This is a genomic window from Nitrospirota bacterium (assembly GCA_030645475.1).
In the GTDB taxonomy this organism is placed as follows: Bacteria; Nitrospirota; Nitrospiria; order Nitrospirales; family Nitrospiraceae; genus Palsa-1315.
This window is the reverse complement of the sequence record JAUSMA010000006.1, coordinates 24,802-39,658: the sequence shown is the minus strand read 5'-3', so window position 1 is coordinate 39,658 and position 14,857 is coordinate 24,802. Positions and strand designations below refer to the sequence as shown.

Genomic DNA, 14,857 nt, shown 5'->3' with positions numbered 1-14,857 from the left:
CCGGAGGCCCTATGACACGATCCCTCGCCCTGATACTGTTCGCCTGCTTGCTGGCCGTCTCCGCCTGTAACGGAGACAAGCCCAAGGAGCTGCTCGAGACCGCAGAGTTTGAAGAGCGGCAGATGAACCTGCCCCACGCGAAGCAACTCTACGAAGATGTGATTCGTCTCTACCCGACCAGCAAACAAGCCGAACAGGCCCGCGCACGGCTCACTTCGCTTACCCCCGCTCAATAGGCTGGCGTTTCGGCCACCAGGGCAAGAACGCGTTCGTCGTTTGCTGATAGATGCGATAGTCCTCGCCACGGCTTGCCAACGCCTGCGCTTCTGCCAGAGGAATTCCCGTCACTTTGACTAACGCCCATCCCATCGCGATCGGGCCAATCCATGTGAGCAGCCAGCCCGGTGTCCCGATGGCCATGGCGACATAGGCCCACCAGTGCAGCCATTCGAAAAAATAATTTGGATGGCGCGAGAAATACCAGAGTCCATCTCGGCAAACCCGATCACGATTCCATGATTTGGAACGAAACTGCGCAAGTTGCCAATCGGCTGTGGCTTCACCGGCGATTGCGACAATCCAGATCAGCAATCCGGCAAGTTCGATCAGCGCGAACGGGGGTCTGGGATTTTGGATCAGCACCAGAAAGGGGAGAGAAAGGCCCGCCACGGCCAGTGCCTGCAGGTGAAAATAGCCGAACATCTTGAGCCGCTCAGACCGGCCCCACTGCTCGCGCAAGCGACGATAACGAGCATCCTCCTGCTTGCCGACCACACGATTGAGGAGGATGTAGAATCCAAGCCGTCCCGCGTAGAGCAGGACCAACATCGCCACGAGAACTTTCCGCTCAATCTCGCCAGTGGCCTGGGTCGCGTACCAGAGAACGGTAGCAATGAGGCCTGCACAAAATCCCACATCCGCAATCGAGGCATTGCGTACTCGAAGCTGCAACAGCCAGAGTCCCGCCATAACAACAGCCATGGCCAGATAAGCGGTGAGGACAAGGGATAGAGGATCCGATGCGTTCATTGCATACTCCGATGTCTCGATTTCTTCACTTCACGCCTCACAGACTTCACTCGGGATAATCCCACAAATCCATACCGGTACTTGTCCGTCCCGCCAGCCATGCGCGAAAGCCGGACAAGGGGAACGAAAGAAGCCCTTGAAGCTTGTCACAGTTCATCGACAAATCGGGAGGCCTAGGCGCGCCAACATAGTCCCTCACGGAGCCAGGCCTGATCAGACCAGCCAGCTCCGGATACCAGGGAGTGAGCGCTTGCCCGATCTCCCAGCGCGACAGCCGTTCCGCTCCTCCAAGGTGGTACAGGCCAGGACGATCCTGGCCGATCAGCTCCCAGATGGCTCGCGCCGTCATACCAGCCGGTAGCGGGCAACGAAACTCATCTGTAAATAACGTGAGCAACCTGCCATCCTTCACCGAGTTCCGCATATCTTCGACAAAACTGCGATCGCCGGTCAGCGACGTGCCTGCGTTCAGCCCCACACGAATCACGCTATGCCTCGGATTCTGCAGCACGAAGCGTTCGGCTTCCGCTTTGGTCTCTCCATACACGTTGAGCGGATTCACCGGATCGGTCTCGACGTACCAGCCCTTGGCGCCATCGAAGACCTGATCGCTGGAGAAGAAGAGAAAAGGAATCCCGGCTGCGAGTTCGGCGAGCAGCGACGTGGCCTCCACGTTGATGCGGCGCGCCAGAGCTGGATCTTGCTGACAAGGCCCTGTCCGGCTCTGCGCAGCACAATGGATAACGACCTGGGGATGGAGCTCGCGCCAGAGACGGCGCAGGGCCACGGCGTCGGTCAGATCGACGTCCTGTCTGGTGAGTCCCCGCACCTCCCACTGCGGCGCCCAGCGTGGCGCCGTACTGAAGAGATACCGGCCGATAAGCCCTGCCGCACCGGTAATGAGGACGAGCGGTGCCATATGAAAGGCGCCTGTCAGCGCGTCAGCTTGCGATATCGAATGCGGTGTGGCTGATCGGCCTCCTTGCCCATGCGCTTCTTCCGATCCGCGTCGTACTCGCTGTAGTTCCCTTCAAACCAGACCACCTTGCTATCGCCTTCGAACGCCATAATGTGGGTCGCGACCCGGTCCAGAAACCAGCGGTCGTGACTGCTGATGACGGCGCAGCCGGCGAAACTTTCCAATCCTTCTTCCAGCGCGCGCAAGGTGTTGATATCGAGGTCGTTGGTCGGCTCGTCGAGGATGATGAGGTTCGCCCCCTCTTTCAGCATCCGGGCCAGGTGTACCCGGTTGCGCTCGCCGCCGGAGATATCCTTCACCTTCTTCTGTTGATCGGTGCCGGCAAAGTTGAACCGGGCGCAGTAGGCCCTGGCGTTCACTTCGGCCTTGCCGAGCATGATGGTATCGTGACCCTCGGAGATGATGTCGTAGACGGATTTGTTCGGATCCAGGCTGCGATCCTGGTCCACGTAGCCCAACTTGACCGTCTCGCCGATCTTGATCGAGCCGGTATCCGGCTTCTCTTTCCCGATGATCATGCGGAACATCGTCGTCTTGCCGGCTCCGTTCGGTCCAATCACGCCGACAATTCCGCCCTTGGGGAGACTGAAGTTCACATTTTCATAGAGAACCTTGTCCCCGTAGGCTTTGCTGACGCCTTGGGCTTCGACGACCACATCGCCCAACCGAGGTCCCGGTGGGATGTAGATTTCCAGATCGGCGGCCTGCTCTTCCTGTTTCTGATTGACCAATTCTTCATAGCGGTTGAGCCGCGCTTTGCCCTTCGACTGACGGCCTTTCGGCGACATGCGGATCCATTCCAACTCATGTTCCAACGACTTGCGGCGCTTCGATTCGGTTTTTTCCTCTTTTTCCAGCCGCACCTGCTTCTGTTCCAACCAGGAGGTATAGTTCCCCTGGAACGGAATGCCATGGCCGCGATCGAGTTCGAGGATCCAGCCGGCCACGTTGTCGAGGAAGTAGCGATCGTGCGTGACAGCGATGACCGTGCCTTTATATTGCTGAAGGTGCTGTTCGAGCCATTGCACGGACTCGGCATCCAAATGGTTGGTCGGTTCGTCGAGCAAGAGGATATCCGGCTCCTGAATCATCAAGCGGCAGAGGGCCACCCGACGCTTCTCGCCGCCAGAAAGCACCCCGATCTTTGCATCCGGCGGGGGACAACGCAGCGCGTCCATGGCGAGTTCAAGCACATTGTCCAGCTCCCACCCGTTCGCCGCTTCGATTTTTTCTTGGAGCTGAGCCTGCTTTTCCAGCAGTTTTTCCATCTCATCGGGCGTGGCCTCGCCCATCTTGTTGCTGACCGCGTCATACTCGCGCAACATGGCCACAAGCTCTTTCTTCCCTTCTTCGACAACCTCTTTCACCGTCTTCTCCGGATCGAGCTGCGGTTCCTGTTCAAGCAGGCCGACGCTGTACCCCTTCGAGCGGGTGATCTCGCCGGTATAGTTCGGGTCGGTCCCGGCGATGATCCTGAGCAGCGAGCTCTTGCCCGATCCGTTGAGGCCCAACACACCGATCTTTGCGCCGTAGTAAAACCCGAGATAGATCTCGCGCAGCACCTGCTTCTTCGGCGGATAGATCTTGCCGACATTGACGAGCGAAAAAATGACTTGTTTATCGTTTGTGGTCGCCATGCATTCCCCTACCTAGTGATGAACTGGTGAGTTGAAAAGAACCATCTTGCAGGATGCTCACAGGAACTTGTACCAGCACCGACTACAGCGAATGCAGGATCTGGCGTCCCGCCTGTGCCTGAACGGCCAAGCCGGCAAGGCCGGCCCTGACCTCCGACGCGTTGCGTACGGGGTTGGCAAAGGCCACCCGCCCACCCTGCATTCGGCCTGGAGTGGTGAGCCGAAGGTGAAAGCCCAACCGGTCCAATGCCGTCACTGTCGCCTGCTGCGCCTCTGCATTGCCGAATACACGGGCAAGTAGCAGCAACGTCTCCGCCCGCTCTGTATTAAATTCACGAATGAGGTTCGAGGCCTCATCCGCGAGCGGGTCCACCGCCGCCCCCGCGTAGTCGTCCGGCATCACCCAACCCATCGACCCAAACCCTCCGACAAAATAGATATCCGCCAGTGCCATGCGGAAAAAACTGAAGTCCTCGAAGTCCACCCAGTAGGAGGCATTGGCATGGCGTGCCAGGTAGAGCTCGCGAACCTGCACGGCTTCCTCCCTCGGCACCCTGGTCACAGACCCCATCAATGTCACCCTGGCCGCACCCTGCGGATCGCTGCGGCTCTCAGGCGGTGTCACGAGCAAGCTGGCCCGTGGATCGCCCAGGAGATTTTGCGTATGCATCGCCATCGTGCTGATCAGAAAGACCGGTTGCCCCTCCTCGTCCAACCCGTAGGGCATCACCGATCCAAAGGGCCAGCCTGGCTGCTTGCGCGAGAGCGTCGAGAGACTACCCGATGACTGTAAATACACAAGCGTCTTGGCCCGCTCGGCATGTGACGGTTCAGGAACGTCAGGACCCTCTGAATCCGGCCCGCTGCTATGTTGTCGTGATGAAGACATGTCTGATCTCTTACTCTAATGCAATGAACCGGGTGACACCTTACCCTGGATCTGTCGAACATTTCCACTGAGGACGGGGTCGTGCCGGAGAGTTCAGTTGGACGTAGTCCGACAGGCTCGATACCGGCGGCGAGGAAGGCAAGGAACTGATCCGCCAGGCCATTCGCGCCGATGAGCTGGCCTTACAGAATTTGAGCGCGGCTACATTCCAATTTCTTGCGATACCCGGACTTCCGATTCGTCGTCGATTTCCTCCAGGCAACTGAAGCAGGTAAAGGGAAACCGGTCGACGGGGATCGCACAGGATTCGCCGATGGACGAATCGTCTATCGCCGGTCCACCGCATTCTCGATGAATTAAGACAAGCATATGGCTCCCTTCTCGCTACGTTGCACCCACGACAAGACGTCGAAACATGTCCAGATGCTCAGGACTACTCAGGCGATGGTCGCCCGGAACGAGATGGAGGTCGATTGGAAACGAGGGAGCGAGGCCTCGTAGCTGCTCGACGAACTGACTGCTGCCTTGCGGCAGAATCACGTGGTCTTGCTGGCCATGGAGAATGGCCGTGCTGACCGGCCGCAGCCGATCGAAACTCCTGCCCCAATAGGCCTTGCTCTCTTCCACCCACTTCCAGGCGAGAGGATAGTCCCGATGGGCCGGCTCGTCGTCCCAGGGCATCCAGCCGGCGGTATGCCAGTCATGGCATCGCTCGGGCGCAATCGATTGCGCCCGCAGGCCCATCATGTTGAACGCCGGTGCGATGAGCACCAGCCGCTCGATGTCGGCACATTCCTGCGCCATCAGCCAGGCGATCCAGCCTCCGAGTGAATTGCCGACGATGGTGATAGGCGGTCCATCTTTGAGCCTATTCAGAACGAGCCGCGCGTCTGCGATCCAATCCGAGAGCGTATAATCGATGAACTGTCCCTCCGAGTCGCCAAAGCCTCGCACATCGTAGCAACAGAACCCCCAGCCTTGTTCCTCACACCATTGTGCGAGTGCCTTACTTTTGTTGCCCCACCGTTTGGAGAGAAAGCCGGTGATGAACAGAATCTGGCGATCCTTCCCCATCGCACGATCCCCGCGGATCAGCTTGCCGTCGGCGCCTGCGAGTTCGAACGAGTGCAGGCCACTCATGCGTGAAGAACCGCCTTGGTAATGAACGTCCCTAGCCGCTGCAGCACCGCTCTCGGAATCTCATGCCCACCGCGGAAACTGTGCCAATCAACCGCAAGCCCCCCGTGAGTCAATGCGTCTCGCAGCTTTTCTGCCCCCACGTAGGGCAGGATCTCATCCTGCATCCCATGGCTTTGAAAAACCGGCAGGCCCTTGCGCTTGTGAAGTAACGGACCCCATTCCTGTGCGGCGAGGAGCGTGCCGGACATTTGGATCAACCCGGCATAGGGCTGCGTCGTTCTGAGCATCAGATCGCAGGCCAACATGGCGCCCTGGGAAAATCCCCCCAGGATGGTCTTGCCCGGCTCCGCGCCGAATTTCTGTTCGATTTCTTTCAGGAAGGTCAACATCGTCTCGCGCGCTGGAGCCAAGCCTTTGGGAATGTCTTGCGAGAGGTCGCGCACCCGTCCCGCTGCGCGATCCTGCGCAATGCGTGCCATGTCGATGAGCCACCAGGCCCGCGCATCGCTCGGTCCGAAACTCAACGAGAGTGGGCCTTCGGGAAAGACGAACCTCGTGCCCGTCGGCACGTTCAAGACGTCGGCCAGCGAGACGAGATCGTCCCCCGGCGCGCCGAAGCCATGCAGGAGCAGGACGAGCGGACCGCGCCCTCCGCCCTTGCCATCTGTGCCACCCGTGATACGTGTCCGCAACCCGCCGATCTGTTCTTCGCGCATAAGCATCCAGTTATTTCATATACAAATATTGCAGCAAGGCGACGATGCCGTAGAGCGACGACTCGATCACCGGCTGTTGATAGAGGGGCACGAAGGCCCCTTGTTCGTTCTCTTCCACTTCGTCGATCACGTACTGGATCTGCTTGACGCGGACATCGTGATCCTTGCCGGTTCCCAGAGCCTGGACCATCTGGCGGCTGAGCCCGGCCAGCATGGCCGCCTTCGCTTTGCTGGCCGACTGGTACAGCAAGTAGGCGCCCATCAACGCCAGCACGACGTTCAAAGACCAGGACAGGATCAACAGGAGGGGATAATTCCAGATATCGAAGTAGTCGTTCCGCGCCGCGATCATGATTAACAAGGCGATGAAGGGATAACGAATCAGGCGATTCACCACTTCGGTCCGTTGCGCAATGAGATCGACCACGGCCAAGTACTTTAACTTTTCAAACTCGGCTTTCTGGGCCTGGCCCAGACCATATTCCCGGAGATATTCTTCTTGAACCTGATCGGACCAGCCACCGGTCGAGGCCGTCAACCAGCCGATCCACCGCCGGCACAGCATGACGGCATCGAACACCGCCAGATTGAGCAACACCACGAAACAGGCGCTGCTCAGCGCCATGATCCAATCGATGCCGCAACTCAGCCGACCGCGGCAGGGATGAATCATTTCCTCGTTCAAGACCCAATGCTGCAAGGGCCACATGATCGAGAGATACAGCAGAAACAGGAGGATGGTCCGCATCACTCGCTGCGACGGAATGGCCGCCTCGCGATACCAGGACCAGGCTTGATCCACCGTCGTCGCCGTCCTGGTCGCAGCCGGATGGTAAACCCGCTGCAAGTTGGTCCAGAAGGTCCGGGGTGACAATCGGCAGCGGCCCGACTCATCCTGAAATAAAAAATCCTCGCTGATCGCGTCGCTGTTCTTGGCCAGATCGCGCAGGCCCTTCCCCAGCATGACCAGACAGAGCACCACGACGAAGAACCGGAGAAGTTCACTCGGCCAGACGCTGACCCCGGCGGTCCAGGAGAAGGGCTCCCCTTCGTCATGATTGGCTAACAGCGCTTCTGCCCCGCCGAAGGCGACGAAGGCCGCGAACGACGCCACACCGATGAAAGCCGTGACCGTCAACAGACGAGGATGTCGCAATACCCACAGCCAGAGCCGCTCATTGCTCCAGGCGATGACCATGGCGACCAGCAACGCAATGACCAGCCCCGCCGCGACCGCGGTGTTATCGAATCCGACTCCCTGTTTTAAGGCTCCCAGTTCGTCCGTATGAGCCAGGTCCTGCCTGAGTGGATGGACCGTGCGCAGCCCCTCCTTGTCCACCGGGCTCAAGTCCACCGCACCGTCGCGACTCACTTCAAAGATCCTGGGGTGAGATCCTGCATCGTAGATGCGGTCGTCCGGCGTCAAGTCGACATGGTACCCCGTCGTGCAGGGTCCGGCCATGGACGGCTGATGACCAGCCGGTCCACAAGCGACAAACTGCACCGCTTGCAGGGCGGCCAGGTAGGCCGACGTTTGATAGCTGCTCCGGAACGGCGGGACGTCGCGTTGGAATCCTCCCTCCAATTGCAGCCCGAACGGAGAAGCGATCACCATGTTGCGTGTCGATTTGTATTCGCTCGAATGGAGATGGCGCGCATCGAGATCGACGGTAAAAAAGATCGCATGGGGGAACGCGGGCCTGAGGGCCTTGATGATGAGCAACGCGTCGTAGGGGTCCGTGCCCAGGATGCCGATAGCCCTCGCGCCTTCCCCTTCCTCGTAAATACGCGCGACCAAGGCCCGCACGTAGTCGAGCTGGCTCGTTCCTTCCGGACGGTCACGGGTTGCGTCGCTGGACTGATTCCCGGCAACGGCTTTGGCAGCCCGAGCGGCTCTCGCCGCGTCGTCGCCAGGCACTTCCCCATCGAGGCCACTGAGATAGCTATAGCGAAAGACATTGAGCGTGAGCGACTCGTAGTCGGCAGGACGTTGAATTTGCAAGTCGATCGCACGCTCAATGGTCGGACACCATTTCTTGATGTCCACCGGAACCTGAATCTGTCTCAAATCGGCTTCCGGAAAGGTGGCTACCTTCGCACAGGCTGCAGCGCGGAACTCGATCGGCAGAGTCCGCCCGTAAAACGAATCCCATTCCCCGATGAGGATCACCGCGTCCCAGCCGAGCCGTACCTGCCGGCGCTCTAGTTCTTCAACCAGCGCGCCGAATAACCGATCGTCCGAACCGACATCGTAGACGAGGCGAACCTGTGCCATCGCCAGTCGGCGGTGAAACTCCTGCTCGCACACCTCATACGTCGTGCAAGCGGTGCCTTTGCCGCCCTCTGTCTTGAGTCCGTAGGCGAGCAGGCCCTTCATCGCGCTTGTCCAAGGCGAATAGAGCTCGATCGCGCCGTCGGCATTCGGCCAGACGCCGATTCCCTCATGCGGCTCGCCATACAGATCCCCGGCTTCCTGCAAGAAACTGCGAAATTCCGACGAACTGCGCGGGCCCATGATTTTGAACGTGACCGCCTGTTGTACCGCCGGATTCAGACGGACTAGTTTTCGCTTGTCGTCGGTCAGGAGACAGTCATGTTTCTGTTTCGCCTCCTGGCAGACCAGGGCTTGGGAAAGAGAGGTCAGGGTCGCCAAGAACCCTCGATTGAGGGCCTCTTCCGGTAGCCAGACGACCAGAACTGCGGAGGCACGCGAGGCCTCTTCTCCGCAAACGCGTGTCTTTCTCAAGCGATACCATTCATAGGGCAGGGCCTGCACGGCCCCTTGCGGCTCCCATTCCACAAAGGAGAGATGGCCCTCGTCCTCCGGCACATAACAGCCGACACCCAGCGCAGTGCCAATGGCATAACGATCGCGGATGCGCGACTCGGCGCCTTCGACGTAAGGCCCCCCGCTCGTGGTCACCAGGAGCACGGTGATGCGCTGTCCACTCCTGGTCCGCTCGGCAATTGTCTGTCTCAGCGCGCCAAGCCGTTGCGAGATGGTGGATTCCGTTCCGGCAGTCTTGCCGGTCGGTCCCGTTCCGCGCAGGCCCCGCTGCACGGCTGCCACCGGATCTTCCCACAAGCGCGCACGAACCAACTGTTCGCCGGTCGTCGGGTTCATCTCCAGCCCTGTACCGACTGGCCGAGAGCTGCGCAGAGGTTCTTTCACCAGCAACACCCCGGCAATGGCCAGCACGAGTGTGAGAGCTCCCGCCACCGCTAGTTTCGAATCGCCGCGTCCTTTAGCCATACAAAAGTCCGTTGTCTGTGATGCGCTGCGTAAAAGAGCAGCCTCTACAATTTCGTGAGACGGTCCTACGAACTACAACTCACGGAGAGATGCTTGCCCCAATTGGGAGGCGCAGCCGCGTAGGCCTCCATGCCGGGCTGATCATGATAGGGATTCTGCAGCAGGACGAGCAGTCGGTCGATTTCAGAAAAGTCCTTCTGCTGCGCCTTCTCGATGGCAGTCTGCGCCAGATAGTTGCGGAGTACGTACTTGGGATTGACCCGGTGCATACCTGCTTGGCGATCCTCGTCTCGACTTCCCTCTTCACGCAACCGATCCTTGTACCGGCTGGCCCATTGGTCGAAGGCGGCACGATCCACGAAAAAGTCACGAAGCGGCTCGTTCAACGGGGCGACTCCGCTCTGAAAGGAACCCAGCGTCCGAAACAAGTTTGTGTAATCGACATGGTGCAGGTGCATGAGGGCCAGGAGGTCTTGGATCAACGAGGCATCCTCTTCCTTCGTCTCGATGAGTCCGAACTTGGCCCGCATCAACTCCATGTAGCGGCCTTCGCAGAGGGGAGTATAACGATCCAGCGACGCTTTCAGGTCTTCCTTCTCCGCCAACGGGAGGAGCGCCTGTGCCAGACAACTCAGATTCCAGAGCCCGATATAGGGCTGTTGATTGAAAGCGTAGCGGCCGTTGTGGTCGGAATGGTTGCAGATGAAACCTGGGTCGTAGTCGTCGAGAAAGCCGAAGGGGCCATAGTCGAGCGTGAGGCCCAGGATCGACATGTTGTCCGTATTCATGACTCCATGCGCCCAGCCGACGGCCTGCCATTGCGCGATCAGCCTCGCCGTGCGCTCCACCAACTCGGCAAAGAAACGGGCATACTTGTCTGTCGCCGCCACGAGATGCGGATAGTGCGTCGCAATCACATAGTCGGCCAGCACTCTGAGCTGTTCATGTTGCTTTCGATAATAGAGGATCTCGAACGAGCCGAACCGCACATGCGAAGGCGCCATGCGAAGCACGATCGCGCCGGTCTCCACCTGTTCACGATAAACTTGATGATCGCTGCCCACGATGCAGAGCGCCCTCGTCGTGGGAATCCCCAAACCATGCATCGCTTCGCTACAGAGATATTCGCGGATAGTGGATCTCAACACGGCGCGGCCGTCGCCGTCGCGTGAAAAGGGCGTGGGGCCTGCGCCTTTGAGCTGCAAGTCCCATCGCTCCCCTCGTCTGTTCCGCACCTCGCCCAGAAGAATGGCGCGCCCGTCGCCGAGCTGCGGCACATAGACCCCGAATTGATGGCCGGAGTAGAGCATCGCCAACGGTTCCATCCCCGGCACCAGCATGCTCCCGCCAAACACGCCGGCAAATTCCGGCCGCTTCGCTTGCTCCGGGTCAAGATCGATCAATTCAGCCGCCGCCCGATTGAAACTGATGAGGTATGGCGGTTCTGAAAACGGCGTGGGATTCAGCTTGGCGTAGAGCGCCTCGGGCAGGCGGGCATAGGTATTGTCGAACGACAGTGTTTCCAGCTGGTGTCTGCTCATGGGTGGAGCATGGCAGGACTAGCTCGATGTTTTCAAGCGAGGATAGGTCTCATCCAACAGAGAGGCGAATTGCTCGGAGTCGAAGTCGTAGACCCACACCTCGCCGGTCGAGATGGAATAGACCCACCCATGGAGATCCACCTTCTTCTGGCGCAGAAGCAGGGCGACGGACGGGTGGGTGCGCAGATGGTCGAGCTGGGATCGGACGTTTTCCTGGGTCGTCTTGATCAGACGATCGTCGCCCTCCAGATCGGTATAGTGCTCGTGCATCAAGCGGCGGGTCGTTTCCGCCTGCCCAACCCATTCCCTGAACGCGGGCAGGTCGGAGACCGCTTCCGGATTCAGCAGGGCCTTCATGACGGCACAATCGGTATGGCCACAGACGATGATGTGGGGAACCTTCAAGACCGCCATCGCATATTCGATCGTAGCCGTGCTGCCGCCTTGCATCGAGCCGTATGGCGGCACCATGTTGCCGGCGTTCCTGAGAATGAAAAGCTCGCCGGGATCGGCCTGTGTCAGGAGGGTAGGGTCGACTCGCGAATCGGAGCAGGTGATGAAGAGCGCCCGCGGAGCCTGGTTTTCGGAAAGCCTGGTGAAGAGTTCTTTCCTCTTGCCGAATACCTCGGTCCGAAACTTCAGGAATCCTCTGACGAGTTTTTCCATCGTGCGGGTGCCTCTCTATTGGCTTCCGTTCTGGATCTCGCGGTCGAGCGTGAACACAAATACCCGTTCACTGAGCTGGACGTCGATGTCCGTAAAAACCGCGAGTGTTTTAGCGCCGGTGATCTCGCTCACTTGCTCACAGAGCTTGTCGCGGCCCTGCGCGATTAAATTCTGCCGCAATCGCTTCACCATGTCGATACCTTCCACCGTCTTGGCCAACTGACGTTCGGCCGGCGTCAGCACCCCCTTGAGCCGGACCACAACCAGATCCCGCACGACATACGCGCGCACCTCATCGGGACCGCGTCCCATGAACTCCTGCTCGAACTTGATGACGGCGTTACGGATGGCGTTTTCCACGTCATACCCTCTTCTGATTCAAACCAAGATTGCCCAGATGGGGATTTCCGTTCGCCCTCGGCGAGGTTCACCGGCCGAGGTTTTCCAGATCCCGATCTACCGTGAACACGAAGACTTTCTCGCCGATCTGGGCATTGATATCGGTAAAGATGGCCAGCACCCTGGCCCCCACTATTTTGCCCACCTGTTCGAAGAGCTGATCGCGGCCCTGGGCAATGAGGGTCTGTCGGATTCGCTTGACCATCTCCACACCTTCGGCGGTCTTGGCCAATTGTCGCTCGGCCGGCGTGAGAACGCCTTTGAGGCGAACGACGACGAGATCCCGCACGACGAACGCCCGCACATCCTCCGGGCCCCGTCCCATAAATTCCTGTTCGAACTTAATAATGGCGTGACGAATCGCCGATTCGATTTCACCTTTGGTCAGTCCTCTGTTCACCACGCGACCCTTCCGATCAGTTTGTAACAGCCAAGTATAGAAGTCCCCCGGTGGAGGTCACAAGGACAAATCTGCACCTCGTTGGGCCAAAAGGCATGATACCTGGGCCCGAAGGCCTAGGCCACTCAGGGCAATGTACCCGACAGCTTGACTCCTCCGAGACAGATCCTTGATAAGGAGACGCAGACTTCATCTGATGACCTATGCGGTCCGCCACGCTCGCACGGGGGATAGGCGGAACCATTAGGATGAAAAGACAGCGGCGGTAGGGTGACCGGCACGTTTCGGGCCGGTTGCAGTACAAGCCAACGATGGTACGTGGACATGTCGTCACGTAACCCCGTTGGCTTTTTTGTTTTCTGAAACCGTGAGGGGCCCATGTACGCCATCCTGCTTCCGCTGCTCCCGCTCTTGACGGCGCTCATCGTCGCCGTCGGTGACGACCGCTCTCGGCGGGCACGCTCGCAGCTTGCCGTCCTCCCGATCGGCGCGGCATTCTGTGGCGCCATCGCCACCCTCTATCTCGTCACCACGCAGGGACCTATCAGCATTCGATTCTACGACGCAGCGTCCGCGGCCTCACTCACCTTTCCGATCGGCTTCTACATCGACCGGCTCAGCGCTGTCATGATGGTGCTGATCTCGGGCATCGGCACGGTCATCTACGCCTATTCCATCGGATACATGTACCAGGATCCTCACGAACCGCGGTACCTGGCCCTCATCGGCCTGGCGCTCTTCGTCCTGCTCTGCCTGGTCTCCAGCGCCAATCTCATGATGCTGTTTCTGTTCTGGCAACTCCTGAGTTTTCTGCTCTACCTCCTGGCCCATAACCATACCCATGCGGGAACGCTGGAGGGCGCGTTCAAGACATTCACGCTGCTTCGAGTCGGCGACGTGACGTTTCTTGCCGGAATCGTCCTCGCCTATGCGCTCTACGGAACCCTGGAGTTTCCGGCGTTGTTTGCCAAGGCAGCCGAATCGTCTGTGACGTTCTCCCCGCTGCCGGGACTCGAGATCAGCGGCGCCACGGCGGTGACACTCCTCTTGTTCATCGGCGGGATGAGCAAGTCCGCGCAGTTCCCGTTCCACATCTGGCTCCCCCACTATCTCTATGCCCCGACGCCCGCGACGGCGTTGCTCCATGCCGGCATCATCAATGCCGGCGGCTTCCTGATCAACCGGCTGGCGCCGCTCTTCGGCCTCAGCTCGACGACGTTGCATGTGGCCTTCGTGGTGGGGACGCTGACCGCCGTGCTGGGCGCCAGCATGATGCTGGCGCAGAACGACATCAAAAAGACCCTCGGCTTCTCGACGGTCGGTCAGATGGGCTACATGATCATGGAGTGCGGCCTCGGCGCATTTTCGCTAGCCGTGTTTCATCTGATCGCGCACGGGCTCTTCAAAGCCACGGTCTTCCTGAACAGCGGCAACGAAATTCATAAGGCCAGACAGGAAGCGCACCTCCCGCATACCGGCCAGGAGGAAGAAGAACAGACGTTTTCCCCCCTCACCTGGTCGACCGGGTTCGTCACCACCTTGATGATTCCCCTGCTGATCTTGCTCCTCACCCACGGCGTGCTGCACATCCCCTTACTGGAATCCCAAGGCACCGTGATCTTTCTATTTTTCATTTGGATCACGTCGTCACAAGCCATTCTGACGCTCACCCGCCTGCGCGCGGTGCCCTCCTGGGAAGTGTCGGCCGCGATGTTGTGTACACTCCTGTTTGTGGTGTTCATGTATCTCTTCGCCGTCGAGTCCTTCACGGCCTTCTTGTATCCTGACCCGATCGAGGTCGCGTCGTATTTCAAGGCCGCCGCTCTTCCCATCTGGCTCTTTGACCTCATAATCTTGTTATCCACGGTCATGACCGTCCTCAGCTGGTGTTATCTCTACATGCGTGCCCATGGACGGACCCTTTGGATGCCGCCCTGGGTCGAAGGCCTGCGGATCCAACTCTATGTCCTGTTCATGAACCGGCTCTATGTGGACGAACTCTGCGATCGAATCGGCCGGGCCGTCATGCGTATGGCCCATCGTCTCGATAAATCCTCGGAGCGATGATGTCCTCGATTCCTGAGACGGATTTCTGGAGCGGACACTTTTGAACTCCCACAGATCTGCTGAGAATATTCGGACCGGCTCGGTGCTTGACGATGGGCTAGACAACGTACTAATGATGGACCCTGCGAAGATATTTGTAGT

The 14,857-nt window shown here is 59.2% G+C and carries 14 protein-coding genes; 2 read left to right on the top strand and 12 right to left on the bottom strand.

Features of this window, described 5'->3' with window-relative positions; genetic code table 11:
* Positions 1 to 11 precede the first annotated feature (11 nt).
* The gene (locus Q7U76_00325) at positions 12 to 236 is read left to right on the top strand and encodes a hypothetical protein (protein MDO8354826.1); all 225 of its coding nucleotides are present in this window, start codon (positions 12 to 14) and stop codon (positions 234 to 236) included.
* On the opposite strand, the gene Q7U76_00320 is transcribed toward Q7U76_00325, so the two are convergent.
* From Q7U76_00320 to Q7U76_00265, 12 genes are all read right to left on the bottom strand, one after another.
* Positions 220 to 981 (bottom strand): DUF1295 domain-containing protein, encoded by a 762-nt coding sequence (locus Q7U76_00320; protein MDO8354825.1) that lies wholly within the window; start codon positions 979 to 981, stop codon positions 220 to 222. The genes Q7U76_00325 and Q7U76_00320 overlap by 17 nt on opposite strands.
* 94 nt (positions 982 to 1,075) lie before the next feature.
* Positions 1,076 to 1,948, bottom strand: a complete 873-nt coding sequence (locus Q7U76_00315) for an SDR family oxidoreductase (protein ID MDO8354824.1) — start codon at positions 1,946 to 1,948, stop codon at positions 1,076 to 1,078.
* 14 nt (positions 1,949 to 1,962) lie between these two features.
* Entirely contained in the window at positions 1,963 to 3,645 is a 1,683-nt protein-coding gene (gene ettA, locus Q7U76_00310) for an energy-dependent translational throttle protein EttA (protein MDO8354823.1), read from the bottom strand.
* Between the two features lie 82 nt (positions 3,646 to 3,727).
* Positions 3,728 to 4,534: a DUF2470 domain-containing protein gene (locus Q7U76_00305; protein MDO8354822.1), complete on the bottom strand. Its 807-nt coding sequence runs from the start codon at positions 4,532 to 4,534 to the stop codon at positions 3,728 to 3,730.
* Positions 4,535 to 4,735: 201 nt separating this feature from the next.
* Positions 4,736 to 4,903 carry a hypothetical protein gene (locus tag Q7U76_00300; GenBank protein MDO8354821.1) on the bottom strand — a complete coding sequence of 56 codons (168 nt, stop codon included), beginning with the start codon at positions 4,901 to 4,903 and terminating at the stop codon, positions 4,736 to 4,738.
* Between the two features lie 15 nt (positions 4,904 to 4,918).
* A complete protein-coding gene (locus Q7U76_00295) occupies positions 4,919 to 5,674 on the bottom strand; it encodes an alpha/beta fold hydrolase (GenBank protein ID MDO8354820.1) in 756 nt (251 codons plus the stop codon).
* The gene (locus Q7U76_00290) at positions 5,671 to 6,390 is read right to left on the bottom strand and encodes a hypothetical protein (GenBank protein ID MDO8354819.1); all 720 of its coding nucleotides are present in this window, start codon (positions 6,388 to 6,390) and stop codon (positions 5,671 to 5,673) included. Before Q7U76_00290 ends, Q7U76_00295 begins: the two co-directional genes overlap by 4 nt.
* A gap of 10 nt (positions 6,391 to 6,400) precedes the next feature.
* Positions 6,401 to 9,643: a hypothetical protein gene (locus Q7U76_00285; protein MDO8354818.1), complete on the bottom strand. Its 3,243-nt coding sequence runs from the start codon at positions 9,641 to 9,643 to the stop codon at positions 6,401 to 6,403.
* A 65-nt stretch (positions 9,644 to 9,708) separates the two neighbouring features.
* Complete coding sequence (locus Q7U76_00280) at positions 9,709 to 11,184, bottom strand: YdiU family protein (protein MDO8354817.1); 1,476 nt, start codon at positions 11,182 to 11,184, stop codon at positions 9,709 to 9,711.
* 18 nt (positions 11,185 to 11,202) lie between these two features.
* The gene (locus tag Q7U76_00275) at positions 11,203 to 11,850 is read right to left on the bottom strand and encodes a carbonic anhydrase (GenBank protein ID MDO8354816.1); all 648 of its coding nucleotides are present in this window, start codon (positions 11,848 to 11,850) and stop codon (positions 11,203 to 11,205) included.
* Positions 11,851 to 11,865: 15 nt separating this feature from the next.
* Complete coding sequence (locus tag Q7U76_00270) at positions 11,866 to 12,210, bottom strand: DUF2294 domain-containing protein (protein MDO8354815.1); 345 nt, start codon at positions 12,208 to 12,210, stop codon at positions 11,866 to 11,868.
* A gap of 67 nt (positions 12,211 to 12,277) precedes the next feature.
* Positions 12,278 to 12,649 (bottom strand): DUF2294 domain-containing protein, encoded by a 372-nt coding sequence (locus tag Q7U76_00265; protein ID MDO8354814.1) that lies wholly within the window; start codon positions 12,647 to 12,649, stop codon positions 12,278 to 12,280.
* A 378-nt stretch (positions 12,650 to 13,027) separates the two neighbouring features.
* On the opposite strand from Q7U76_00265, the gene Q7U76_00260 reads away from it, so the two are divergent.
* The gene (locus Q7U76_00260) at positions 13,028 to 14,716 is read left to right on the top strand and encodes a proton-conducting transporter membrane subunit (GenBank protein ID MDO8354813.1); all 1,689 of its coding nucleotides are present in this window, start codon (positions 13,028 to 13,030) and stop codon (positions 14,714 to 14,716) included.
* Positions 14,717 to 14,857: the final 141 nt, after the last annotated feature.

What these genes read in the sequence shown, in the direction of transcription:
- Q7U76_00320 (MDO8354825.1), bottom strand. Translation starts at nt 981, where the DNA reads ATGGCTGTTGTTATGGCGGGACTCTGGCTGTTGCAGCTTCGAGTACGC.
- Q7U76_00315 (MDO8354824.1), bottom strand. Translation starts at nt 1,948, where the DNA reads ATGGCACCGCTCGTCCTCATTACCGGTGCGGCAGGGCTTATCGGCCGG.
- Q7U76_00275 (MDO8354816.1), bottom strand. Translation starts at nt 11,850, where the DNA reads ATGGAAAAACTCGTCAGAGGATTCCTGAAGTTTCGGACCGAGGTATTC.
- ettA (MDO8354823.1), bottom strand. Translation starts at nt 3,645, where the DNA reads ATGGCGACCACAAACGATAAACAAGTCATTTTTTCGCTCGTCAATGTC.
- Q7U76_00325 (MDO8354826.1), top strand. Translation starts at nt 12, where the DNA reads ATGACACGATCCCTCGCCCTGATACTGTTCGCCTGCTTGCTGGCCGTC.
- Q7U76_00260 (MDO8354813.1), top strand. Translation starts at nt 13,028, where the DNA reads ATGTACGCCATCCTGCTTCCGCTGCTCCCGCTCTTGACGGCGCTCATC.
- Q7U76_00300 (MDO8354821.1), bottom strand. Translation starts at nt 4,903, where the DNA reads ATGCTTGTCTTAATTCATCGAGAATGCGGTGGACCGGCGATAGACGAT.
- Q7U76_00305 (MDO8354822.1), bottom strand. Translation starts at nt 4,534, where the DNA reads ATGTCTTCATCACGACAACATAGCAGCGGGCCGGATTCAGAGGGTCCT.
- Q7U76_00295 (MDO8354820.1), bottom strand. Translation starts at nt 5,674, where the DNA reads ATGAGTGGCCTGCACTCGTTCGAACTCGCAGGCGCCGACGGCAAGCTG.
- Q7U76_00280 (MDO8354817.1), bottom strand. Translation starts at nt 11,184, where the DNA reads ATGAGCAGACACCAGCTGGAAACACTGTCGTTCGACAATACCTATGCC.
- Q7U76_00290 (MDO8354819.1), bottom strand. Translation starts at nt 6,390, where the DNA reads ATGCGCGAAGAACAGATCGGCGGGTTGCGGACACGTATCACGGGTGGC.
- Q7U76_00285 (MDO8354818.1), bottom strand. Translation starts at nt 9,643, where the DNA reads ATGGCTAAAGGACGCGGCGATTCGAAACTAGCGGTGGCGGGAGCTCTC.